General features: G+C 60.4%; 18 protein-coding genes, 1 tRNA gene and 1 pseudogene. 18 read left to right on the top strand and 2 right to left on the bottom strand.

Features of this window, described 5'->3' with window-relative positions:
• The first annotated feature begins 213 nt into the window (after positions 1-213).
• The 12 genes from thrS (at position 214) to LNV28_RS07740 (ending at position 11,658) form a co-directional block, all read left to right on the top strand.
• Entirely contained in the window at positions 214-2,133 is a 1,920-nt protein-coding gene (gene thrS, locus LNV28_RS07795; RefSeq protein ID WP_263518293.1) for a threonine--tRNA ligase, read from the top strand.
• A gap of 71 nt (positions 2,134-2,204) precedes the next feature.
• Entirely contained in the window at positions 2,205-2,750 is a 546-nt protein-coding gene (infC, locus tag LNV28_RS07790) for a translation initiation factor IF-3 (RefSeq protein ID WP_263518783.1), read from the top strand.
• Between the two features lie 244 nt (positions 2,751-2,994).
• The gene (gene rpmI / locus LNV28_RS07785) at positions 2,995-3,198 is read left to right on the top strand and encodes a 50S ribosomal protein L35 (RefSeq protein ID WP_263518291.1); all 204 of its coding nucleotides are present in this window, start codon (positions 2,995-2,997) and stop codon (positions 3,196-3,198) included.
• 23 nt (positions 3,199-3,221) lie between these two features.
• On the top strand, positions 3,222-3,578 hold the full coding sequence (gene rplT / locus LNV28_RS07780; protein ID WP_102766472.1) for a 50S ribosomal protein L20: 357 nt from the start codon (positions 3,222-3,224) through the stop codon (positions 3,576-3,578).
• Between the two features lie 159 nt (positions 3,579-3,737).
• Positions 3,738-4,775, top strand: a complete 1,038-nt coding sequence (gene pheS, locus LNV28_RS07775) for a phenylalanine--tRNA ligase subunit alpha (RefSeq protein ID WP_263518289.1) — start codon at positions 3,738-3,740, stop codon at positions 4,773-4,775.
• Positions 4,776-4,835: 60 nt separating this feature from the next.
• Positions 4,836-7,262, top strand: a complete 2,427-nt coding sequence (gene pheT, locus LNV28_RS07770; protein WP_263518287.1) for a phenylalanine--tRNA ligase subunit beta — start codon at positions 4,836-4,838, stop codon at positions 7,260-7,262.
• 34 nt (positions 7,263-7,296) lie between these two features.
• The gene (locus LNV28_RS07765; protein WP_102766625.1) at positions 7,297-7,695 is read left to right on the top strand and encodes an integration host factor subunit alpha; all 399 of its coding nucleotides are present in this window, start codon (positions 7,297-7,299) and stop codon (positions 7,693-7,695) included.
• Between the two features lie 34 nt (positions 7,696-7,729).
• A complete protein-coding gene (locus tag LNV28_RS25165; RefSeq protein ID WP_411969926.1) occupies positions 7,730-8,296 on the top strand; it encodes a MerR family transcriptional regulator in 567 nt (188 codons plus the stop codon).
• Between the two features lie 33 nt (positions 8,297-8,329).
• Positions 8,330-8,406 (top strand) — tRNA-Pro (locus LNV28_RS07755).
• A gap of 541 nt (positions 8,407-8,947) precedes the next feature.
• Positions 8,948-9,814, top strand: coding sequence for an OST-HTH/LOTUS domain-containing protein (locus tag LNV28_RS07750; protein WP_263568785.1), 867 nt, complete (start codon positions 8,948-8,950; stop codon positions 9,812-9,814).
• Positions 9,815-10,063: 249 nt separating this feature from the next.
• Positions 10,064-11,086: a hypothetical protein gene (locus tag LNV28_RS07745; RefSeq protein WP_263568784.1), complete on the top strand. Its 1,023-nt coding sequence runs from the start codon at positions 10,064-10,066 to the stop codon at positions 11,084-11,086.
• Positions 11,087-11,184: 98 nt separating this feature from the next.
• The gene (locus tag LNV28_RS07740) at positions 11,185-11,658 is read left to right on the top strand and encodes a hypothetical protein (protein ID WP_263568783.1); all 474 of its coding nucleotides are present in this window, start codon (positions 11,185-11,187) and stop codon (positions 11,656-11,658) included.
• A gap of 103 nt (positions 11,659-11,761) precedes the next feature.
• Here the strand turns inward: LNV28_RS07740 and LNV28_RS07735 are convergent, their stop codons facing one another.
• On the bottom strand, positions 11,762-12,613 hold the full coding sequence (locus LNV28_RS07735) for a hypothetical protein (RefSeq protein ID WP_263568782.1): 852 nt from the start codon (positions 12,611-12,613) through the stop codon (positions 11,762-11,764).
• Positions 12,614-12,880: 267 nt separating this feature from the next.
• Entirely contained in the window at positions 12,881-13,132 is a 252-nt protein-coding gene (locus LNV28_RS07730) for a helix-turn-helix domain-containing protein (protein ID WP_263568781.1), read from the bottom strand.
• A gap of 262 nt (positions 13,133-13,394) precedes the next feature.
• Here LNV28_RS07730 and LNV28_RS07725 point away from each other — a divergent pair, with 262 nt between their 5' ends.
• From LNV28_RS07725 to LNV28_RS07700, 6 genes and pseudogenes are all read left to right on the top strand, one after another.
• On the top strand, positions 13,395-13,874 hold the full coding sequence (locus tag LNV28_RS07725; protein WP_263568780.1) for an RNA polymerase sigma factor: 480 nt from the start codon (positions 13,395-13,397) through the stop codon (positions 13,872-13,874).
• Positions 13,874-14,098, top strand: a pseudogene (locus tag LNV28_RS25065) (FecR/PupR family sigma factor regulator); the annotation flags it as partial. The gene LNV28_RS07725 and the pseudogene LNV28_RS25065, both read left to right, overlap by 1 nt.
• Before the next feature lie 117 nt (positions 14,099-14,215).
• Entirely contained in the window at positions 14,216-14,980 is a 765-nt protein-coding gene (locus tag LNV28_RS07715) for a FecR family protein (protein WP_263568792.1), read from the top strand.
• Between the two features lie 818 nt (positions 14,981-15,798).
• Positions 15,799-17,637 (top strand): type I restriction-modification system subunit M, encoded by a 1,839-nt coding sequence (locus LNV28_RS07710; RefSeq protein ID WP_263568779.1) that lies wholly within the window; start codon positions 15,799-15,801, stop codon positions 17,635-17,637.
• Positions 17,634-18,989: a restriction endonuclease subunit S gene (locus tag LNV28_RS07705; protein ID WP_263568778.1), complete on the top strand. Its 1,356-nt coding sequence runs from the start codon at positions 17,634-17,636 to the stop codon at positions 18,987-18,989. The genes LNV28_RS07710 and LNV28_RS07705 overlap by 4 nt, the downstream gene beginning before the upstream one ends.
• Positions 18,990-19,012: 23 nt before the next feature.
• On the top strand, positions 19,013-21,130 hold the full coding sequence (locus LNV28_RS07700; RefSeq protein WP_263568777.1) for a DUF4357 domain-containing protein: 2,118 nt from the start codon (positions 19,013-19,015) through the stop codon (positions 21,128-21,130).
• Positions 21,131-21,140: the final 10 nt, after the last annotated feature.

Raw genomic sequence — 21,140 nt, 5'->3', positions numbered from 1 at the left:
CTCATCAACGAACAAGGGCGAGAAAGGCACGATGGTTATGACACCGCGAACTACGACCACACCTCCACAGGTTTAGTCGGCCGCGGCTTCCACACGTCCCTACTCAGCTGCCTGCGGGCAGCAACCCAAGAAAAAGCGCGGCTCTGACAGCCGCGCTTTTTTGTTTTTCGGCCTTGCACTTGCAGGGCTTCAGATTCTTTCGGAGCAGCTCAGATGATCTCGATTCAATTGCCGGACGGTTCCAAGCGTGAGTTTCCTCAGGCGGTGACCGTGGCCGAAGTGGCCGCTTCCATTGGTGCGGGTTTGGCCAAGGCCGCCTTGGCGGGGCGTGTGGGGCAGGGCGAGGCCGCACGCATGGTGGACACCAGCCACCTGATCGAGGCCGACACGCAGCTGGCCATCATCACCGACAAGGACGCCGACGGCCTGGAAGTCATCCGTCACTCGACGGCCCACTTGCTGGCCTATGCCGTCAAGGAGCTGTTCCCCGAGGCGCAGGTGACCATCGGCCCGGTGATCGAGAACGGCTTTTACTACGACTTCAGCTACAAGCGCCCTTTCACGCCCGAAGACTTGGCGGCGATCGAGTCGAAGATGGGCGAATTGGCCAAGAAAGACGAAAAGATCACCCGCTCAGTCCTGCCGCGCGACGAGGCCGTCAGCTATTTCAAGAGCCTGGGTGAGGCCTACAAGGCCGAGATCATCGAGAGCATCCCGGCCGACCAGGACGTGTCGCTCTACGCCGAAGGGGCTTTCACCGATCTGTGCCGTGGCCCGCACGTGCCGTCCACCGGCAAGCTCAAGCATTTCAAGCTGATGAAGGTGGCCGGCGCCTACTGGCGCGGCGACCATCGCAATGAGCAGCTGCAGCGCATCTACGGTACAGCCTGGGCCAGCAAGGACGATCTGCAGAAGTACCTGCTACGCCTGGAAGAAGCCGAGAAGCGCGACCACCGCAAGCTGGGCCGCGAACTGGATCTGTTTCATATCGACGAGCATTCGCCCGGTACCGTGTTCTGGCATCCCAAGGGCTGGATCGTCTGGCAGGAAGTCGAGCAGTACATGCGCCGCGTCTACCGTGACAACGGCTACCAAGAGGTCAAGGGGCCGCAAATTCTGGACAAGGGTCTGTGGGAGAAGTCCGGTCACTGGGACAAGTACCGGGACAATATGTTCATCACCGAGTCGGAGAAGCGGGACTACGCTTTGAAGCCGATGAACTGCCCGGGTCACATCCTGATCTTCAAGCATGGCATCAAGAGCTACCGCGACCTGCCGTTGCGCTTCGGTGAATTCGGTCAATGCCATCGCAATGAGCCGACGGGCGGCCTGCACGGCATCATGCGCGTGCGCGGTTTCACGCAGGACGATGGTCACATCTTCTGTACCGAAGACCAGATCCTCGACGAGTGCGCCAATTTCACGGCACTGCTGAAGAAGGTCTATGCCGACTTCGGCTTCACCGACATCGTCTACAAGGTGGCCACTCGCCCCGAGGCGCGCATCGGCACGGACGAGTACTGGGATCGCACCGAGCAGGTGCTGATGGAATCGCTGCGCCGCTCGGGCTGCGAGTTCGAGATCGCCCATGGCGAGGGAGCCTTCTACGCGCCCAAGATCGAGTACGCGCTCAAGGATGCCCTGGGTCGCCAGTGGCAGTGCGGCACGATCCAGATCGATTCCAATATGCCTTCGCGTCTGGATGCTGAGTTTGTCGATGAAGACAGCCAGCGCAAGACCCCGGTCATGTTGCACCGTGCCATCGTCGGCAGCCTGGAGCGTTTCATCGGCATCCTGATCGAACAGCATGCCGGCGCATTGCCGGTTTGGCTGGCGCCGGTGCAGGTGGTGGTGGCGAATATCACGGATGCGCAGGCCGATTACGTCGCTGAAATCGTGAAATCGCTGCAAAAACAAGGGCTTAGAGTCCAGGCTGATTTGCGGAACGAGAAAATCACGTATAAAATCCGCGAGCATTCTTTGCAAAAGGTTCCGTACATCCTCGTCGTCGGCGACAAGGAAAAGGCAAACGGAGCCGTTGCGGTGCGCGCCCGCGGCAACCAGGACCTCGGTGTGATGCCTCTGGAAGACTTCATTGCGAAGGCCTCCCAAGACATTGCCGACAAGGTCTGATGGCTGTCAGTCAGGCGCGCTTTTGCTTTGTTTGGGCCTCCTGCCTTGAGGCTCGTTGAAGGGTATGCACCATCGCTACATTTGCTGACCGTCGAGCCATTCCTGAGCGTAAGCATCGGCTGAATCGCGAAATCATGGCTCCTGAAGTCCGTCTGAACGGGCCTGAGAACGAGCCGCTCGGAATTGTGAGCATCCACGAAGCCTTGCGCATGGCGGGCGAACTGGATGTGGACGTTGTCGAAATCTCCGCCACCGCGACGCCGCCTGTGTGCCGCCTGATGGACTACGGCAAGTTCAAGTACATCGAGCAAAAGCGCGCTGCCGAGGCGAAGTCCAAGCAGAAGGTCATCGAAATCAAGGAAGTCAAGTTCCGCCCGGGTACGGACGAGGGCGACTACCTGATCAAGATGCGCAATCTGCGCCGCTTCATCGCCGAGGATGGTGACAAGGGCAAGGTCACGCTGCGTTATCGCGGTCGTGAAATCACCCACCAGGACATCGGTATGCGCTTGCTGGAACGCATTCGCGACGAGTTGTCTGACGTGGCTGTGGTGGAAAACATGCCCAAGCTGGAAGGCCGGCAGATGATCATGGTGTTGGCGCCGAAGAAGCGCTGATCACCTGGCCCGCCTTGAGCGGGCATGGCGCCTCGCGAGGGGCGCAATTGAAAGCGGGCCGTGGCCCGTTTTCAATTGCAGCAAGGCCGCCCTCGGGTGGTTCGGCGAACATCCTGCAAAGGCAGTTCGCGCAAGTTCAGGCCTGCCGATTTGGTCGTCGGCAGGCTTATTAGTCTCCAGAGGCTGGTCAAAGTATTGCGAGGCCCGCAATCGCCCCTGGGACGTACTTAAAAGGAGCACTCACATGCCCAAAATGAAGACCAAGAGCAGCGCCAAGAAGCGCTTCCGCGTCCGCCCGGGCGGTACCGTCAAGCGCGGTCAGGCGTTCAAGCGCCACATCCTCACGAAGAAGTCCACGAAGAACAAGCGCCACCTGCGTGGCACGACGGCCGTGCACGAAACCAACATGGGCCACATGGCTCAAATGTTGCCCTTCGCTGGCCTCTGATCGACTTCTGAAGGAGAAATACTATGCCTCGCGTTAAACGTGGTGTTACCGCCCGAGCCCGTCACAAGAAGGTCTTGGCTCTGGCCAAGGGTTTCCGTGGTCGTCGTAAGAATGTTTTCCGCATCGCCAAACAGGCGGTGATGAAGGCAGGCCAATACGCCTACCGTGACCGTCGCGCCAAGAAGCGTGTGTTCCGTGCCCTGTGGATTGCGCGTATCAACGCAGCAAGCCGCGGTCTGGGCCTGACATACAGCAAGTTTGTGGCTGGCCTGAAGAAGGCTCAGATCGACATCGACCGCAAGGTCCTGGCTGATCTGGCCGTCAACGATCCTGCTGGTTTTGCCAGCATCTTCGCCAAGGTGAAGGCCGCTCTCGCTTAATTGCCCCTCAGCTGCAAGCTTTGGCTTGTGGTGGCGGCAGCCCCGGCCCCTGGGTTTCCAGGACAGCCGGGGTGAGCACCCTCTAGGCCGACACCAGGGTGTCGGCCTTTTTTATTTGTTGCCCGAATTTTTCTGACAGTCCGCCCGACTGGCACCGCGATGAACGAGCTTGATCAACTGCTGCAGACGGCCCAAGGCGAATTCGCCGCCGCCGCCACTCCCGCCGACCTCGAGAACGCCAAGGCGCGTTTTCTGGGCAAGTCCGGTCGTGTGACCGAGTTGCTCAAGAGCCTGGCCGCTATGCCGGTCGAGGAAAAGAAGGCCCGCGGTGCCGAGATCAATGTGCTGAAGTCCGGCATCGAGGCCGCGCTGACGGCCCGCCGTCAGGCCCTGGCCGATGCCGAGCTGGAGATGCAACTGAAGGCCGAGGCGCTCGATGTGAGCCTGCCCGGGCGTGCCCGCGGCACCGGCGGCCTGCACCCCATCACACGCGCCATGGAGCGCATCGAGTCCATCTTCGGCTCCATGGGTTTCGACGTGGCCGACGGCCCCGAGATCGAGAACGACTGGTTCAACTTCACCGCGCTGAACACACCGGAAGACCACCCGGCCCGTTCCATGCATGACACCTTCTACATCGAAGGCGGTCATGTGTTGCGCACCCACACCAGCCCGATGCAGATCCGCTACGCGGTTCAGCATGTCAAGAAACACAAGGCCCTGATTGACGCCGGCCAGCCCATGCCCGAGATCCGCGTGATCGCGCCGGGCCGCACCTACCGTGTCGACAGTGATGCCACCCACTCGCCGATGTTTCACCAGGTCGAAGGCCTGTGGGTGGGCGAGAACATCAGCTTCAAGGACCTGAAGTCGGTCTACCTGAACTTCATCACCGCCTTCTTCGAAACCGATCAGCTGGAGCTGCGTTTCCGCCCCAGCTATTTCCCCTTCACCGAGCCCAGCGCCGAGATCGACATCATGTTCGGCTCGGGTCCGCTGAAAGGACGATGGCTCGAGGTCTCGGGCTCCGGCCAAGTGCATCCGCAGGTGATCCGCAATATGGGCCTGGACCCCGAGCGCTACATCGGTTTTGCCTTCGGCTCGGGTATCGACCGTCTGGCCATGTTGCGCTACGGCGTGAATGATCTGCGCCTGTTCTTTGATGGCGATCTGCGCTTCTTGAGCCAATTCAAGTAAGCCCCGCGCGCCGCCATCCACCAGAACACGCTCGAGAGAGCAGAGAAGAAGAGATTTCACATGCAATTCCCTGAATCCTGGCTGCGGTCCTTCTGCAACCCACCGCTGAACACGCAAGAGCTGGCCGACCTGCTGACCATGTCGGGCCTGGAAGTCGAAGAGCTGCGCCCGGTGGCGCCGCCCTTCCATGGCATCGTGGTCGCCGAGATACTCGAGGCTGAGCAGCACCCCAACGCCGACAAGCTGCGCGTCTGCAAGGTCAATGCCGGTGCTGGTTTCAATAACGGCGAGCCTCTGCAGATCGTGTGCGGTGCACCCAATGCACGCGTCGGCATCAAGGTGCCGCTGGCTACCGTGGGCGCTGAGCTGCCGCCGGGCGAAGACGGCAAGGCCTTCAAGATCGGCGTGGGCAAGCTGCGCGGTGTGGAGAGCTTCGGCATGCTGTGCTCGGCGCGTGAGCTCAAGCTCAGCGAGGAGCATGGCGGCCTGCTCGAGTTGGACGCGAGTGCACCCGTCGGCCAGAACATCCGCGAGCATCTGAATCTCGACGACACCTTGTTCACCCTCAAGCTGACGCCCAATCTGGCCCATTGCCTGAGCGTGTACGGCGTTGCCCGCGAGGTGTCTGCGCTGACTGGCACGCCGCTGCAGGCGCCGGCCATCAGCCCGGTGCAGCCGCAACACGACGCCAAGCTGCCGGTGCGCATCGAGGCGGCCGATCTGTGCGGCCGCTTCTCTGGCCGCATCGTGCGTGGCGTCAACACGCAGGCCAAGACCCCCGCCTGGATGGTGGATCGCCTGGCCCGCTGCGGCCAGCGCAGCGTGGCGCCGCTGGTGGACATCTCCAACTACGTGATGTTCGAGCTGGGCCGACCCTCGCACATCTTCGATCTGGACAAGATCGACCGCGAGCTGGTGATCCGCTGGGCCAAGAAAGGCGAAAGCCTCAAGCTGCTCAATGGCAACACCGTCGAGCTGGACGAGACCGTGGGCGTGGTGGCCGATGCCTCGGCGCCCGAGTCTCTGGCCGGCATCATGGGCGGCGACGCCACCGCTGTGTCGGACGACACCCGCAACGTCTACGTCGAAGCCGCCTTCTGGTGGCCCAAGGCCGTGGCCGGCCGTTCGCGCCGCTACAACTTCTCGACCGATGCCGGTCACCGCTTCGAGCGCGGTGTGGACCCGGCCGACACGGCCCTGCACATCGAGCGCATCACCCAGCTGATCCTCGAGATCTGCGGCGGTGAAGCCGGCCCCCTGGACGACCAGATCAGCGCCTTGCCCGAGCGCAAGCCCGTGGCCCTGCGTGTCGCTCGCGCGGCCAAGGTGATCGGCATGCCGGTGACGCAGGAAGATTGCGCGCGCGTTTTCAGCCGGCTGGGCCTGCAGTTCAGCGAGGCGCCGGGCGTGCTGACCGTGACGCCGCCGAGCTGGCGCTTCGATCTGCAGATCGAGGAAGACCTGATCGAGGAAATCATCCGCGTGCAGGGCTACCCCAGCCTGCCCAACACCCCGCCGCTGGCGCCGGTGGTGGCCAAGGTGGCCTCGGAATCGCGCCGCGCCATCCATGCGCTGCGCCATGCCGTGGCGGCTCGGGACTATTTCGAGACCATCAACTTCAGCTTTGTCGAAGCCCGCTGGGAGGCCGAACTGGCCGGCAACAGCAACCCGATCCAGCTGCTCAACCCCATCGCCGCGCCCCTGGCCGCGATGCGCAGCAGCCTGATGGGCAGCTTGATCCAGGCCTTGCGCCACAACCTGAGCCGCCGCGCCAGCCGCGTGCGCCTGTTCGAGATCGGCCGCGTGTTCCTGCGCGACGCCTCGGTGCAGGAGAGCGACAGCAGCATCGCCGGCGTGGCCCAGCCCATGCGTCTGGCGGGTCTCGCATTCGGCCCGGCGGACCAGCCGCAGTGGAGCCAGCGTGATCGCCAGGTCGACTTCTTCGATGTGAAGGGCGATCTGGAGGCCTTGTTCGCCCCGCGACAGCTGCAGTTCAAGCCGGCCCAACATCCGGCCCTGCACCCGGGCCGCAGCGCTCGCGTCGAGCTGGATGGCCGCGATATCGGCGTGATCGGTGAGCTGCACCCCAAGTGGCGTCAAGGCTACGAGCTGCCCAGCGCGCCGGTGCTGTTCGAGCTGGACCTGCCGGCCGTGCTTGAGCGCCAGCTGCCGGCCGCACAGGCGATCCCGCGCCAGCAGTCGGTGCTGCGCGACCTGGCCGTTATCGTCGGCGAACAGGTCAGCCACGATGCGCTGATGCAGACCATCGCCAGCGCCCACACCGGCCTGATCCGTTCGGCCCGTTTGTTCGACGTCTTCAAGCCCACGCAGGCCAATGCCGAGCTGAAGGAAGGCGAGCGCAGCATGGCCGTGCGCCTCGAACTGCTGGACGACGAAGCCACCTTGACCGACGAGCGCATCGAGCAGACGGTGGCAGCCGTGGTGGCTGCACTGGCTGAACAACTGGGCGCGAGCCTGCGCGGCTGATGGCAGCAACGACTGCAAGCAAGGCAAGACGCTGATGACTGCACACGACACCCGGGACGATGACGCGCTCGACGATCAGGCTCTGATCGCCGCGGCCCGCGTTCTGCTGCCCACGCTTGAAACCCCGACCTTGACCAAGGCCGAGCTGGCCGAACTGCTGTTCGACAAGCTGGGTCTGAACAAGCGCGAGTCCAAGGACATGGTCGAGGCCTTCTTCGACATCATCCACAGCACCCTGGTGCGTGGGCAGGACGTGAAGTTGTCCGGTTTTGGCAATTTCAACATCCGCCGCAAGGCGCCGCGCCCGGGCCGCAACCCGCGCACGGGTGAAGCCATCCCTATCAAGGCCCGCGATGTGGTCACTTTCCATGCCAGCCACAAGCTCAAGGACGTGGTCCAGGGCGAGGTAGGCGGGGAAGATGACTTCGAGTAGAGTCTGACCTCCCCACCGAAAGCCCTTGATTTGCATGGAAAACGCGCTGCCCGCCATCCCTGCCAAACGTTACTTCACCATCGGTGAGGTCAGCGATTTGTGCGGCGTGAAGCCCTATGTGCTGCGCTACTGGGAGCAGGAGTTCATCCAGCTCAAGCCCATGAAGCGGCGCGGCAACCGGCGCTACTACCAGCACCACGAGGTGCTGCTGATCCGCCGCATCCGCGGCCTGCTCTACGACCAGGGCTTCACCATCAGCGGTGCTCGCAACCAGTTGATGGAAGGCGGCGCCGCCCGTAGCGATGCCGCGGCCTTGGTGTTCAAGCAAGAAGCCGATGAAGCGCAACGCCTCGATGACGAAGCCAGCTTCGCCGGCGGCGACATCGTCGTTCGAGCTGCTGCCTTGCCCGGTGGCGCGGGCGCCAGCACGGGTGTGGCAGCTCTGGTGGCCCAGCCTTCGGCCGCCCGCAGCACGGCAGGTCTGGACGAACTGGCCGGTATCTCGCTGCGCATCGGTGGCGCGATGAGCGGGGTCGAACCCCTGACTCTGGCCCAGGTCAAAGAAGAATTATTGGCAATTCGACAAACACTCTTGCCATGAACGTAAAAAACCTCCTATAATGCAAAGCTAAGTCGGGGCGTAGCGCAGCCTGGTAGCGCACTTGCATGGGGTGCAAGGGGTCGTGAGTTCGAATCCCACCGTTCCGACCATTTTATTGAAGTAAATCAACGGGTTAGCAGCGAAAGCAGCTAACCCGTTTTTCTTTTCCGGCAGCGATTGCGCTCAATGGGTAAACCAATGGGTAAACCGGCAGTTGGCTGTTGGGGTGCTTCGCTGGACGTTTTTGGCCTCAGCCCAACGTACATTTTTGCTGGCGGTGACTTTTTTCTGCGATCTGCGCGGAGCCGGGCGCCGAACCTGGCGCGAGTTCGTGTCATCGGGGATGCCAGCCTCGTTCGTCAGCAAAAGTGCCCCTATGCGGCGCTTCAACAGGTCGTCGCGAGTGGATCACCATCGATGCTCGCTATTGAGCGTTCCCACGGTACGAATGCGGCAGCTTTGGTCGGAGCAGTCTTGGGTGATTGCCCGGTGTACCAGGCCGTGGATACTTCACCAAGCCGCGTGAGTTGCACGATGCCGGTCCAGGCTTGCCAGTTTCTCAAAGAAATCAGCTTTGCCAAGGCTAAAACCCTGCGCATGCGCCGAGGTGCGCTCCAGCCGTCTGCATAGGGCCTGAGATACAGTCTTTTCGTGACCCAATATGCGATGAGTGATGATCGACGTACTGAGCCGCAAGTAGAGGTCGAGCGCCTCTTGGGTCGATGCATGCTGCGCCTGCAACAGTACGAGTGCTTGATGAAGGCTCTGCTGGCCAACCACGAGTTGGCGGGCCCTGCACGGACCATTGAGACGCAGCTTGCCACTCGCGTCGAGAAGTTGGCTGACAAAACCCTTGGCACGTTGGTCAAGTCTTTGTTCGAGACTTATGCCGTACCTGACGGCCATGAGCGCGAACTGCTACCAGTAGGCGAAGTGCCCACCGACCTTACCTCCCTGGCGGTGAGTCATCGCATCACGATGGAGCCTCAACGGCTGGCCAGAACGCGGGCAGCTATCGAGGAATTGGTGGTCATGCGAAACCAGCTGGTGCACCATCTCATTGAGAAATTCGACCTTGGCAGCGACGCGGGTTGCACTGCCGCCCTGGAGCACCTCGAACACTGCTATGAGCGTATTGAACTCCACCACTGCGAGTTGCTCGCCTGGGCTCAGGGTATGGAGAAGGCGCGCGCAATGATGGCGGCCTTCGCAGCAACTGAAGCCTTCCATGACATGGTGGTCAACGGCATCGCGCCAGACGGCAGCTTCAGGTGGCCTTTTTCCGGCATCGTTTCGGTGCTAAGGCAGGCTGCCACGGAGCTTTCTGAGGATGGCTGGGCGAGGCTGGAACGGGCCCAGGCTTGGATAGAGGCTTACCACTCCGAGCAGACCCCCGCCAAGTACGGCTGTCGGACCTGGCCGCAGGTGCTTTCGGAATCTCGAATGTTCGACTTGGAGTACCGGGTGGGCGACGATGGTCGCAAGGTGGCTTGGTTTCGCTTGCGGTCCGGGATGTGAGTTCGATGGGTTTACCGCACCCAGAGACCCGACGATTGGGAACCGTTTGTCTCAATACGTGAGCTCGGCGATGCCCATGGATTTCTTTAGTTGAGCTGTGTTCTGACGAGGTACCTGAACTTGTCATTGTCAGAGTAAATCGACTCCACATACTGGTATTGTTGCGACTGAAACATCGCTCCTCATGTTGGACGATGACAGTCAGGCTTTGGCCTGAAGGGCTAAAGCCGCGAATGCAAAGGGAGCCGCATGACAACAAAAGAACGCCGACGAAAGGCGATCAGCTATCGGTACGCTGAGTTCAAAAATATCAAGCCGACTGCCACTCTTGAGGATATGGTCAAACAGGCTCTCATCAAGCTGCGCATGATCAAGCAGCGTCGAGAGTCGTTGGCTCCACAGGACGAATCTCCAATTTGGCGGCTCGTCGGTCAGTCGAAGATAGAGACTGGCTTTGTTCACGCGCTTCTAGCTCGATACACGCCAGGTATGGCATCGTTGTATTTGGAAGACGATGACAGCGCGACGACGCTCGCGATGCGAGCCGTTCCTGTTTCCAAGACTCCATCAGGCAAACAACAAGAGCTCGTAGAGGGTACGCTCTTCATGTCTATCAGCGGCAATCACGTTGTCCTGATGCAATCGCAATCACTAAGGTCTGATCATGTTGAAGAGCATTTGACTTGGTTGCTGCGCAAGGCTGGTCAAATCCATGAACTTGCAGAGGTAGTTCTGACGGCGAAGCCGCCGAAGTCAACGCTGACCAAAGCGCTGAAGTCGCCTGTCAAATCGATCGATCTGGGCGGGGCACTAGTACCAGCCTGGGGCAATTCGGATGGCGACGGGGGAGTTGCGCGATCTGAGCACGCAGTACGCGACTTCGATCTGCATAACGATGCAGAGTCAAGCAGTCTTATCCTCGGGGTGCTGAAGGGGTTGATCTCGAAAGACCGTGCTGCCGCGCTGGATCTAGATGCGCTCAATAATTCCAACATCAAGTACTCGCTGCATGTGACCTATGATCGCAGCACGACGAAGGATGGTCAGAAGCTGCTGAATAAGCTCGCATCAGCTTTGCGGGCGGCCGAAGGTGTTGAGCCCACAGTTCATTTGAAGGATGGGACGGTACTGACAGGTAGCGATCTGAAGCTGACTGGACACATCAATGTCGACGTATGGAATGGATTGCCCAGTGCTGACGAAGTCTTTGGCTTGATGAAGCAATGGTTGCTGGCCAAGTTGCAAAACGGCGAAGTGAGTTCAGCGTTATAGACGCACTCATCGTCCCTCGCCCCATCTATCGGATCCTTTTTGCCGTAATTGGCTTTGGGATGGCGGAGGTGGCTTGGCGGGCGCTGGACATCAAAGTCTTGGCCACGATCTCAGGAGCCCTTGGTCCCTATTGTTTGTTGGCTAGTACTGCGCTATGGAGCCTGCGTTCGAAGGTCGATGACGTTCTATCCGGGCAAGAGCTTGGGGCTGATGGCTACTTGCAGACAAGAGAAAAGGCTACGGCCCTGCGCCGCCGTCTTATGCTTCGGGCGGCGTGGGTTGCTATTTGTGCCCTTGTCGCGTTTTTGCCTGTCTTGTCGCAGCAATTGGTGCATGCAATGTTGGAGGCCACGGTTCTTGCAGCCGGCCTGGGCGTAGCTGATGCGACCTATAGTTTTCTGATAGCGCATCATTGGGATGAGCAACTACGCGAATTCCGTGATCAGCAGAGGCTGTCCAAGATGCGAGAGAACGAGCGCTTGGCCGCCATCGCTCGTATGGAATCTAGCCAGGTCGTACTAAGCGAGGAGCGGATTGGTTGGGAAACCGTTGCACCTCCGGCCACTCATTAGGAGCAGGGAAGCGTTCAACACACGGACATGGTGATTTCCGCGTCGCAGCCAGATCGCTTTCCGAATGAGGTCTGTCTCAGTGCGAACGAGGATCTGGGCCGTACTATTGATCCCGGTGAAGCGGCGAGTGCGGCAATCCAGATTCACTCGGCCTACTCACGGAAACGCCGACCTCTCGGGCGAACTGTTCTACCGCGTCGGCACAGGCCAAACCAAACCGCCACAGCGTGAAGATGGTGCTGAAAATATCGTACTGCTCAAGAACAATCTGTGTCCCGAGGTTGAACATCTTTTCATGTTCGACGATTCGCATCTCAAGCTCAGTCTCTTCATCTAAGCCTTGACCGGGCACTGTCAGTACCAGTTCTCTTCCAGTCTGCAGTCCGCGTAGAACCATTATGCTGGTGACCCACTTCGCAACAAGGCGATCTTCGCTATTGGTGTCAAGGCGCGAGACCTTTCCAAGGCGATGGACCAGGCAAGTTCGAACCTTGTTTAGCGAAAGGACGTGCGCAGTGAACTCGGGCCTGACCCCATATTTCTGCTCCAGTTCCTCCAGTTTCTTGGGGAAGTGCATTTTGTGATGCCTCTGCGGTGCGAGCCGCAATATCTGCTCAAGCTCATCGGCGCTGGCATTCCCTTTGCCGGCAATACGGATGGCATTGCAGAATGATAGGCATCGGCCCAGAAATTGATCCGTTGCTTCTATTGAATCTCGAAGGAAGCTGGTGTTCAGCCACGCTAACCCGGCACTCCTGGCTTCCTCATGAGACAGCTCGGTACCATGTGCCGGGCTAAAGTTGTGAATTCCTTGTGGCTGCGCTTCCTCCGCGCTCACTCGCTCTGCGCCGGCGATCAGCAATGTGACGATGTCTAATTGATGCTGAATAGCCCTCAGGAAGTGGCCACGCGAACTGTCGAAGTCCAGGTTGATGACAAGCTTATCTTGGCTCATGCAGTCTCAAGCAACTTTCAGGAGGTTTACGAATTCTTGGCTGCCATAGCGACCCTGCCTCGCAGTTTCCAGAGATCCACAGCCAAACAGTGATGCTCTCTACACTGTGGAGTATTGAGTTTTGCATGGTGAGCCTGCCAATCATCCCCGTAGTGGACTGCTGCCCCTGAATCTCTGCCAACGCAAATACATGATGAGCGTACTTGGACTGGTTGAATAACTAGCCCTATCAGATCCGGAGTTAAATTCGATCAGGCGCGGTGAAAGCTATTCGGTCGAATTTGGAAGCAACAGGCTGTAAGTCTCGACGCCAAGCACGATGGCGAGCTTTTCAATGTTGTCGAGGGAGATATTCCTCGCGCACCGCTCAACATGAGCGACAAAGGTGCGGTGAAGCCCAGCTTCTAACGCAAGATCTTCTTGAGACCAACCCTTTTTTCGGCGCAATACAACGAGGTTGCGAGAGAGGTGCTCGCGCGCGCTTTTTCGGTGACTCTTGGACGACGTATCTTTGGGCATCGGCGAAGTTTTTCGCTTTGATGCTTTTAAGTCAGCCGCTTTTGAGTCACAATTTGGCCAGCCTGTGACTCATCTGTCGCGCTTGCTTCTCGCAAAAAGAACTCACAGTCACAGGTGCCCGGAGAAGCAATCCGCGTCAAGGAGGCGCCATGACTCGGTCATCACGACTTCGGATGGATGATTGCGAGCATGCCTGTTCACCCACCCCAGTTGCTTGCGATCTCGTTGGATCAGTTCAGTCAAATTTAATTGGGCGTCCATCGTGAAAACTCCGTTGCCGCCCATCTTCAAGAGGGTAAAGGCCGCACTGATTCGCCGTGGGCGATCGGGCGACGACGCCGATGACCTTGTGCAAGAGGCCTGGGTCCGCCTGGCCTGTTATGAGCGCGAGCAGGTGGTGGATGTACCCGAAGCTTTCTTGATGCGGACTGCGCTGAATCTGTCCATTGATGCTCACCGGTCCAGCGTCAGCCATGGCGAACAGCTGATGGTGGACGAGGTGGTCCTGCTCGACACCGCTCCTGGCACTGAGGCGATCGTGCTGGCACGGGAGCGCATGGCGCGTCTGAGTCTCGGGTTAGGGCGCCTGACTGATAAGACCCGGGAAATTTTTCTGTCGCACCGGATCGACGGTTTGACTTACCAAGAGATTGCCCAGAATCATGGCTTGAGCATCAGCACGGTGGAGAAGCATGTCGCCAAGGCCACCCTGCAACTGACAAGCTGGATGGAAGGTTGGTAGTGGTCGCTGAGTTTGAGTCGGTGCCGGGCAGGGCGGGGCGCACGGATAGTGGACGAGACGAGTTGGCTGCAGAAGCCGGGGATCGGCCTCCGCCATTGGTGTCGCCAGACCTCGCTGCTGAAGCTGCCGTGTGGATCGCCCGTTTGCATGGCCCCAGCCGCACGCCAGCTATGGTGCGCGAGTGCTTGGCGTGGCAGGCCCAGTCAGCCGCGCATCGGCTTGCCTTTGAACGGTGTACGGAGACATGGCAGGAGGTTGCGAATCTCACTCTCAGTGCCTGCGTCAACGCCTGGAGCAGTGCCGAAAGGGTTTCAGAGCATCGCTTGAGAGTCCCCTGGCCGATGCAATGGGCCTTGGCTGCGGTGTTCCTGGTGCTTGCCTCCGTGCTGGTCTTGGCGCTGCAGCCATGGCGAACTGGAGAGGTGTATGCCACGGGAGTGGGGGAGCACCGGGTGGTGATGCTGCAGGACGGCAGTCGCATGTCTTTGAATACCGCCACGAAAGTCCGGGCAAGTCTGACTTTGTCTGAACGGCTTGTGGTCGTCGAGTCCGGGGAGGCGCTGTTCGAAGTGGCCAAGGACGCCAGCCGCCCCTTCCTGGTGACTGCGGGCGGGACCGAGGTCAAAGCGACTGGAACCGCTTTTCTCGTGCGCTTGCAGCCGAGCATGCAAGAGGTCAGCACGTCGCTCGAAGTGACCTTGATCGAGGGGCAGGTTGTCTTGCGGCCTCAGGCAGGTCGGGTGGCCGCAGCGGCGGGTGCTGGTCCGGTCGTGATGACTGCAGGGGAGCGTGTGCGCGTTGATGGCGCAATGGCCGCTTCACGGATCTCTAAGGTGCGAGTTGATCGACCAGGTCTGGGCCGGGCAGTGGCCTGGACACGTGGCCAGGCCTCGTTTGATGATGTCACCCTCAATGAGGCCGTGGCCGAGATGAACCGCTATAGCTCGAAGCCCATCGTGATCGTCGATTCCGACAGGCTCAAGGCGCTGCGAGTCAGTGGCCTGTTCAGGACGGGCGACAGTACGAGCTTTGCGCGAGCTGTGGCGGCACTGCATGGTTTGGACGTCAGAGAGCACTCTGATCGTTTGGAGCTGGCGCCGCGCTGAAAGGCAGCTGCGGCAGCGGCAGGGAAGATGAGAGGCGGGCCCGCTCCCGTGTCAGCGGATGGGGGCTTCAATGCCTTCATGCGATGCATGAACGCGCCCCCGTGCCGGACAGGCCTTTGGCCAGACCGGCACCGCTGACACCCGCCACGCCCGATGCCGGGCCGCCGGAGCCCGTTCAGGCCGACTTGATGTCGCGCCTGGGAGGCCAAACGTGCACTGGGCTCAAAAGGGTCCGGATACGGTCCGGATATGGTCCGCTTTTGGTCCGGATACGGTCCGGATACGGTTCGCTTACGGTCCGGTTTTGGTCCGGATATGGTCCGGTTTCGGTCCACATCCGCCTGATTGCTGTCGGTTGGCCAGCGACTCAGCTCACCGCGTGCCCTAGAAGTTAGGAATTGGCGGTGATCTGGGCCTGAATTTCAGCGTTTCGCCGCAGCCTTGAAGACCAAGAACAGTAGAAAAACTGAGTGCAGGATAGGCTGAGCGCCAGCATTTGGATGCCACGGTTCTCGGTCGCTGCGATCATGCCAGACCGCAGAATTTCTGACCTTGGTGTTGGCCCGATTTCAGCCATTGCCTGACTCTGGTTTAGCTGCAAGTTCACGGTGGTTGCAAGGTGCAATCGGCTCTTTCTCAAGCTACTTTTCCTTCCGCTGCCATGCTTTTTCGAACCCTTACCAGTCGACAGGCGGCCTGTGCTGGGCGCCCGATTCAGCGACAGCGGGCTACGGTAGGCCGAGACAGGGAGAGAAGACGTTTGCTGAGAGAATTGCCAGATTCTGGAGGCCGCGTGCCTCTACTTTTTTTGGGCTTCCATGAATCATCAAGCGTTGTCGTCTTTTATCTGGTCTGTAGCAGACTTGCTGCGCGGCGACTTCAAGCAATCCGAATACGGCCGCGTCATCCTTCCGTTCACCGTCTTGCGCCGCCTGGACTGCGTGCTGGAAGCCACCAAGCCAGCCGTGCTTAAGGAACTAGAAGCCAAGTCCAAAGCCGGGTTGAACCCAGCACCCTTCCTGCTGCGCAAGGCGGGGCAGAGTTTTTACAACAGTTCGCCGCTGGACCTGGTCAAGCTCCTGGGCGACCAGGACCACATCCGCCAGAACCTGTATGCGTACGTGCAGGCCTTCTCGCCGGCCGCGCGCGACATCTTCGAGCGCTTCGACTTCTACACGCAGGTCGAGCGCTTGGCCAAAGCCAATCTGCTCTATCTCGTCGTTGAGAAGTTCGCCAACATCGATCTGCACCCTGAGGCCGTTGACAACACGGCCATGGGCGCTGTGTTCGAGGAGCTGATTCGTAAGTTCGCCGAAATCAGCAATGAAACCGCCGGGGAGCACTTCACCCCGCGCGAGGTCATCCGCCTGATGGTGGACCTGCTCTTCATCGAGGACGACGACGTGCTGTCGCCCGGCAATGCCGTGGTCCGCACCATCTACGACCCGACCGCCGGCACCGGCGGCATGCTGTCGGTGGCGGGCGAATACCTGCTGGAGCACAACCCACAGGCGCGGCTGACCATGTACGGCCAGGAGCTCAACGACGAGAGCTACGCCATCTGCAAGGCGGACATGCTCATCAAGGGCCAGCCGGTCGAGAACATCGTCGTCGGCAACACCCTCAGCGATGACGGCCATGCCCACACGAAGTTCGACTACATGCTCTCGAACCCGCCTTTCGGCGTGGAGTGGAAGAAGGTCGAGAAGGCCGTGCGCCAGGAGCATGAGAAGAAAGGCTTCGATGGCCGCTTCGGCCCCGGCCTGCCGCGCGTCAGCGACGGCTCCATGCTCTTCCTGATGCATTTGCTGTCCAAGATGCGCCCGGCCAAGGACGGTGGCAGCCGCTTCGGCATCGTGCTCAACGGCTCACCCTTGTTCACCGGCGGCGCCGGCAGCGGCGAGAGCGAAATCCGCCGCTACGTGCTGGAGAACGACCTGGTGGAGGCCATCGTCGGCCTGCCCACGGACATGTTCTACAACACCGGCATCGCCACCTACGTCTGGATTCTGTCCAACAAGAAGCCGGCGGACCGCAAGGGCTTCGTGCAGCTAATCGATGCCAGCAGTTTCTGGCAGAAGATGCGTAAAAGCCTGGGCTCCAAGCGCAAGGAGATGAGCGACGCGCATATCGCCACCGTGACACGCCTGTTCGGCGAGTTCATGGAGGCCGAGCTGCTGACCGTGTTGGACGCTCAAGGCAATGCCTCCGGGCAATGGGTGCTGCCGACCGGGGCTTCTGCGCCCAGCGTTCCGGAGGGTGGCCAGCTCAAGCGCGTGCCCATCGCTCGCATCTTCAGGAACGAGGACTTCGGCTACACCACCATCACGGTGGAGCGCCCGCTGCGCGACGACAAGAATCAGGTCGTGCTCGGCCTCAAGGGCAAGCAGATGGGCAAGCCCCAACCCGACAGCGCGCTGCGCGACACCGAGAACGTTCCGCTCGGCGAAGACATCAAAGCCTACTTCAAGCGCGAGGTGCTGCCGCATGCGCCGGACGCCTGGATTGACGAAGAGAAGAGCAAGGTCGGCTACGAGATTCCGTTCAATCGCCACTTCTACGTCTTCGAACCGCCGCGCAGCCTGCACGTGATTGACGAAGAGCTGAAGAACGTCACGGCCAGCATCATGAAGATGCTGGGGGGGTTGTCGGAATGAGTTTGCCTAAGTATCAGGCCTACAGGGACAGCGGCTTGCCGTGGCTAGGCGAGGTGCCAGCGCATTGGGATATTACTCGGCTTCGGCACTGTGCCAATGTGCAGACTGGCATCGCAAAAGGCAAGGACAACGACGGCAAGCAGACCGTAGTGGTGCCATATCTGCGTGTTGCGAATGTTCAAGACGGCTACTTGGCTCTGAGCGATGTCGCCACTATCGAGGTGCCCCCTGATGTGCTGTCGAGATACACACTGCAATATGGCGATGTGTTGATGAACGAGGGCGGGGACGTGGACAAGCTTGGGCGCGGCTGCATCTGGCGCGACGAAATTCCCGACTGCATTCATCAGAATCATGTGTTTTCGGTGCGTCCCCATGCGGTATCGCCGGAGTGGTTGAACCTGCTCACTGGCTCGGCCTACGCACAGTTCTACTTCATGACGCGGGCCAAGCAGAGCACCAATCTCGCCTCCATCTCGTCCACCAACATAATGGAGCTTCCACTGGTGCTGCCTCCCAAGGAAGAGCAGGCAGCCATCACCGCGTTCCTCGACCGCGAGACAGCCAAAATCGACGCGCTGGTTGCCGAGCAGGAAAAGCTCATTGCCCTGCTGGCCGAAAAGCGCCAGGCCACCATCTCCCACGCTGTCACCCGGGGCCTCAACCCCGACGCGCCGATGAAGGATTCCGGGGTCGCGTGGCTGAGCGAGGTGCCGGCGCATTGGACGCTGACCCCGCTTGGTCGTGTCACCAAGGATAGGTGTGACGGGCCGTTCGGCTCCGGCATCAAATCGGAGCACTACAGGGATGGCGGTGCGTTAGTTGTCCGGCTTCAGAACATTCGCTCAGGCTTCTTCAACAAGGGCGAATCGGTGTACCTTGATGAGGAGTATTTCTTAGCCGAGCTTCAGGGCCACAACGTCCATGCTGGAGATGTATTGGTGGCCGGCCTTGGCGACGATAACAACCTGTTGGGGCGGGCCTGTGTCGCGCCCGCCAGACTTGGCCCTGCGTTAGTCAAAGCCGATTGCTTTCGATTTCGCCTCGACGCAGCACGCGCGTCACCAGAGTTCGTCGCTTGGCAGCTCAGTGCTGGCGCGGCACACGACGCCGGCGTTTTGGCGACTGGCACCACGCGCTCTCGAATTCCGCTAGGCGCCATGGCATCCCGGAAGGTCGCGCTGCCACCAGTCGACGAACAATCTGAAATTGCCCAGTTCATTGCGCAAGAAAACAGCCGACTTGATGCCTTGAAGTTTGAGGCCGACCGCGCGATTGGCCTGTTGAAGGAGCGCCGCAGTGCATTGATTGCCGCCGCCGTCACCGGCCAAATCGACGTGCGCAGGGTCTGAAGAACAACACCAGGGAGGAAACAATGACCCACACGCTCACCGCCAAGGAACAGTCGCTCGCCAAAATCTTCAGCGACGACTATGTCTTCACGATTCCGGGCTATCAGCGCCCTTATGCCTGGGGTCGCGACCAGGCGCAGGAACTGCTGGACGACCTGCTGGGCGCGCTGGCTTCCGCCCCCTCGCAGCTCAGCGACGCAGCGCCGTACTTCCTCGGCAGCATCGTGCTCATCAAAGCTGAGACCATGCCCGAAGCGACGGTGGTCGATGGCCAGCAGCGCCTGACGACGCTGACGCTGCTGCTGTCGGCCATTCGTGCCACGGTTGGCGATGACGAGTTGCAGAAGGACATTACCGGCTGCATCTACGAGAAGGGTAGCCTGGTCAAAGGCACGCAGGCCCGCTACCGCCTCTTGCTGCGTGAACGCGATCGCGACTTCTTCCGCCAGTACGTGCAGCATGAGAACGGTCTGCAAGCGGTGGCCCAACTCAACACGGTGCTGCCCGACGCGCAAGCACGACTGCGCGCGAATGCCCAACTGTTCATGGAAGGGCTCGCCAAGCTGCCGCAATCCGAACTGGTGCGGCTGGTGCAGTTCGTCATTACTCGGTGCTACTTGGTGACCGTGGCGACGCCGGACCTGGATTCGGCTTACCGCATTTTCGGCGTGCTTAACAGCCGTGGCCTGGACCTGAGCGCCACCGACATCCTCAAGGCTGAAATCATCGGCGGCATCGAGCCTTCGCTGCGGGACGCCTACACAAAGAAGTGGGAGGACGAAGAGGAGGACCTTGGCCGCGACGAGTTCGGCGACTTGTTCAGCCACATCCGTATGGTTTACCGCAGGGCCAAGCCGCACGGCACGCTGCTCAAGGAATTCAAGGAGCATGTGCTGCCAGCAAAGCAGCCGCGCAGCTTCGTGGACGAGGTGCTGCTGCCGATGGCGCAGGCGTTTTGCGAGTTGCGCGACGCGGACTACGCCAGCACGCACCATGCTGAGCAGGTGAACGAGCACCTGCGCTGGCTGAACCGGCTGGAATTCAAGGACTGGGTACCCCCTGCACTGACCTTCTTTGTGCGGTATCGACAGAAGCCTGAAGCCGTCCTGAGCTTCTTCCGCGACCTGGAGCGGTTGGGCTACTCGATGTTGGCACGCAGGGCCGGCGTCAACGAACGTATCGAGCGCTTCTCGGCGTTGACAGGGGCGGTCGAAGCTGGCAGCGACCTGTCGGCCGCTTCGTCTCCGCTGCAACTGTCGCCGGAAGAGCAGCACCAGACCTATGCGGCCCTGAGCGGCCCGCTGTACGAGACTCACTCGCCCCGCGCGCTCGCGCTGTTGTTGTTGCGTCTGGACCATCTGCTGTCGGATGGCAGCGCTAGCTACCAGCATGAGGTGGTCTCGGTCGAGCATGTCATGCCGCAACAGCCGGCCCCCAACAGTCAATGGGCAGGCTGGGTGCCAGACAAAGCTGTGCATCAGCTATGGGTTCATCGGCTGGGCAATCTGGCCTTGCTGAGCAGGAAGAAGAACAGCTCGGCCAGTAACCGCGATTTCGACTGGAAGAAGTCGGCCTACTTCACCAAGGGTGGTATCGCGGCTTTCGCCCTGACCACCCAAGTGCTGCAGTTCACAGACTGGACGGTGGACGTGATGCAGCAGCGCCAGAACGCCATGCTGGCGAAGCTGGAGGCGCATTGGCGCCTACAAGACCGCAAGAGCAAGGCAGCCCTTGCCGAAGCCCTGCTGGCTGAACTGGAAGGGGCAGGCGATACGGTGACTTTCGAGCTGGAAAGCTCCAGGCACGGCCTTGCCGCCGCGGCGCAAGAGAACGGCAAAGCATTTACCGTGCTCGCTGGCTCGCAAGCTAAGCTCGATTGGTCGGGTCAGGCTCACTCTTATCAGCAACTGCGTGAGGAGTTGCGCAATGCCGGGACGTTGAAGTTGTCTGAGGACGGGTCGCATTTGTTATTCGCCACAGACACTGATTTCAAGAGTCCCAGCGCGGCCTCTGCCACGGTGCTGGGTCGGACAGACAACGGTCGCAACACTTGGCGCTTGAAGGGCACGTCGATTACCTACGCGGCCTGGCAAGACAACTTGCCGGGGAGCCAAGTCACCACTGGCCGGTCAGAGGACTAGCACCAGGTAC

The sequence above is a fragment of the Paucibacter sp. DJ2R-2 genome (assembly GCF_025717675.1).
GTDB lineage: Bacteria > Pseudomonadota > Gammaproteobacteria > Burkholderiales > Burkholderiaceae_C > Paucibacter_A.
Note: the sequence above shows the minus strand (reverse complement) of the source record. Positions and strands in the feature narration are given on the sequence as shown.

Excerpts from the sequence above, each read along its gene's own strand:
- thrS (WP_263518293.1), top strand. The coding sequence starts at position 214 with ATGATCTCGATTCAATTGCCGGACGGTTCCAAGCGTGAGTTTCCTCAG.
- rpmI (WP_263518291.1), top strand. The coding sequence starts at position 2,995 with ATGCCCAAAATGAAGACCAAGAGCAGCGCCAAGAAGCGCTTCCGCGTC.
- rplT (WP_102766472.1), top strand. The coding sequence starts at position 3,222 with ATGCCTCGCGTTAAACGTGGTGTTACCGCCCGAGCCCGTCACAAGAAG.
- pheS (WP_263518289.1), top strand. The coding sequence starts at position 3,738 with ATGAACGAGCTTGATCAACTGCTGCAGACGGCCCAAGGCGAATTCGCC.
- pheT (WP_263518287.1), top strand. The coding sequence starts at position 4,836 with ATGCAATTCCCTGAATCCTGGCTGCGGTCCTTCTGCAACCCACCGCTG.
- LNV28_RS07765 (WP_102766625.1), top strand. The coding sequence starts at position 7,297 with ATGACTGCACACGACACCCGGGACGATGACGCGCTCGACGATCAGGCT.
- LNV28_RS25165 (WP_411969926.1), top strand. The coding sequence starts at position 7,730 with ATGGAAAACGCGCTGCCCGCCATCCCTGCCAAACGTTACTTCACCATC.
- LNV28_RS07745 (WP_263568784.1), top strand. The coding sequence starts at position 10,064 with ATGACAACAAAAGAACGCCGACGAAAGGCGATCAGCTATCGGTACGCT.
- LNV28_RS07735 (WP_263568782.1), bottom strand. The coding sequence starts at position 12,613 with ATGAGCCAAGATAAGCTTGTCATCAACCTGGACTTCGACAGTTCGCGT.
- LNV28_RS07730 (WP_263568781.1), bottom strand. The coding sequence starts at position 13,132 with ATGCCCAAAGATACGTCGTCCAAGAGTCACCGAAAAAGCGCGCGCGAG.
- LNV28_RS07715 (WP_263568792.1), top strand. The coding sequence starts at position 14,216 with ATGCAATGGGCCTTGGCTGCGGTGTTCCTGGTGCTTGCCTCCGTGCTG.
- LNV28_RS07710 (WP_263568779.1), top strand. The coding sequence starts at position 15,799 with ATGAATCATCAAGCGTTGTCGTCTTTTATCTGGTCTGTAGCAGACTTG.
- LNV28_RS07705 (WP_263568778.1), top strand. The coding sequence starts at position 17,634 with ATGAGTTTGCCTAAGTATCAGGCCTACAGGGACAGCGGCTTGCCGTGG.
- LNV28_RS07700 (WP_263568777.1), top strand. The coding sequence starts at position 19,013 with ATGACCCACACGCTCACCGCCAAGGAACAGTCGCTCGCCAAAATCTTC.